This is a genomic window from Comamonas sp. B-9 (assembly GCF_000410635.1).
In the GTDB taxonomy this organism is placed as follows: Bacteria; Pseudomonadota; Gammaproteobacteria; order Burkholderiales; family Burkholderiaceae_C; genus Comamonas.
In genome coordinates, this window is sequence record NZ_KE148607.1 from 3,613 (window position 1) to 5,451 (window position 1,839).

The 1,839-nt window shown below is 69.5% G+C and carries 1 protein-coding gene; it reads right to left on the minus strand.

Features of this window, described 5'->3' with window-relative positions; translation table 11 throughout:
* Positions 1 to 36: 36 nt before the first annotated feature.
* Positions 37 to 1,794, minus strand: a complete 1,758-nt coding sequence (locus tag H928_RS28275) for a TolC family protein (protein ID WP_052330055.1) — start codon at positions 1,792 to 1,794, stop codon at positions 37 to 39.
* Between the last annotated feature and the right edge of the window lie 45 nt (positions 1,795 to 1,839).

The following is a 1,839-nucleotide window of genomic DNA, read 5'->3' on the forward strand; positions in this document are numbered from 1 at the left end:
TGGGCAAGCGCCTGTCGCTGTGGAAACCCGTACCTCTTACCAGCGCAGAGCGCGCGGCGCACCAGGGCCTTGCGGCTGGCTGAGCAGCTGCGTGTCCCATCGGTGGTCCAGGCGCAGCGGCAGGTGCTGCGCAGTCAAAACAGGGGGTGAGGTATAGGGGGTTCCAGGCCGGGCAGGGGCTGCGCGGCTGCCAATCAGTGGCGCGGGGCCAGGGCCGGCAAAGGGGCGCTGCGCGGTGGCAGGCGCGGGGGCATTTGCAGAGCGCTGGGCAAAGAGCTGGTCCAGCCAGTGCTCGGGCAAGTCGCGGGGCAGCAACTGGCCGGTGGTGCGGGTCAGGCGCAATTCATTGATGCGCTGGTCATACATGGCGTCGGCAGCGTCCAGCATCAGGCGCTGTACGTCGAGCTGGGCATCGAGCACCTGCGAGAGGTTACCCCGGCCCACTTCCAACAGGCGCCGGTAGCCTTCAAAGGCGGCACTGGCTTCGCGCACGGCATCGCGCAGCTGGGCCTCGCGGGCGCGGCCTGCCTGCCAGCGGCCCCAGGCGGACGACGCAGCCTCATGCACCTGGCGGCGCACGGCCTCTTGCTGGGCTTGCTGGGCCTGCAGCTCGCTGATGGCCTTGAGGATGCGGTCGCGCAGCTCAAAGCCATTGCCAAAGTTCCAGTTCAGCTCCACACCGTAGCGCGTGCCTTCGGTGTAGAGCACGCTCTTGGGATCGCGCGTGTGCGAGACCACCGCAGCCACCGTGGGCCAGCGCTGGGCCTTGCTGCGCTCGACCTCGGCCTGGGCGCGCTCGATCAGGTGGCCGATCTCGCGCAGCTCGGCGCTTTGGTCCTCGGCGGCCAGCAGCGCCGCTTGCTCATTGGTCGGCACCCAGAAGCTGGGCACCTGGGGCTCGGGCAGCCAGGACAGGCTGGGGATGTAGTTGAAGTAGCGGGTAAAGCGGGCCTGCGCATCGATGCGCTGGGCCTCCAGCGCATTTTGCTGGGCCAGTGCGCTGGCGCGGCGTGATGCGGCCTGGCGCAGGTCGTTGCGGCCCACGGCGCCCAACTCGGCGCGACGCAATTCCACCCGGGCCAACTGGCCGATGATCTCAGCCGACTCGGAGGCAATGCGGGCCTTGGTTTGGAAGCGATGCAGCTCCAGCAAGGCCGACAGCGCATCGAGCAGCACATTCTGGCGCGTGGTGTAGAGGGCGCTGCCTTGCGCCGCTTCCATGGCCTGGGCCGACTCGATGCCGGCGCTGATGGCGCCGCCATCGAGCAGATTCATGCGCACCTCGGCGTTCACCGCCGTGTACGAGCTGCGGCGTCCGCCCTGGGGCAGGGCCGCATTGCCGGCCGAGGTGCCCAGTTTGAAGCTGGGCCAGCGCGCGCCCTCAGCCGTGTGGGTGTCGTAGCCTGCTGATTCCACGGCGGCACGTGCCTTGCGCACATCGGGGTGGTCCCTCAGCATCGTGTAGAGCGCTGTGAGCAGCTGCTGCTGGGACGCGTTGCCCGCGAGTGTGCCGGGCATCAGCTTGGGTGCCAGCTGCAAGGCGGCGGCAGGTGCCGTGCTGGCGGGAATGACAGGGGCGGCCGGCGTGGGAGCAGCCATTTCTGCGCTCGCGGTGGGCGCGGTGCTGCTGGCAAGCGCAGGCGCGCTATCGCGGCTTTCTGGCGCAGCTTCGGCCATCTGCACGCGCAGCGGCATCTCCAGCACCGGCGTGGCATCGGCCTGGCTGGCCTCCTGCGCCGGCACGGTGCCATCGGAGAAGCCCTGCGCCTGCAGATCGCTGCTCGCCCAGGCCATGGTGAGCGCGCAGACAATCCCCCAGACCGAGGCGCCCTGCGGCTC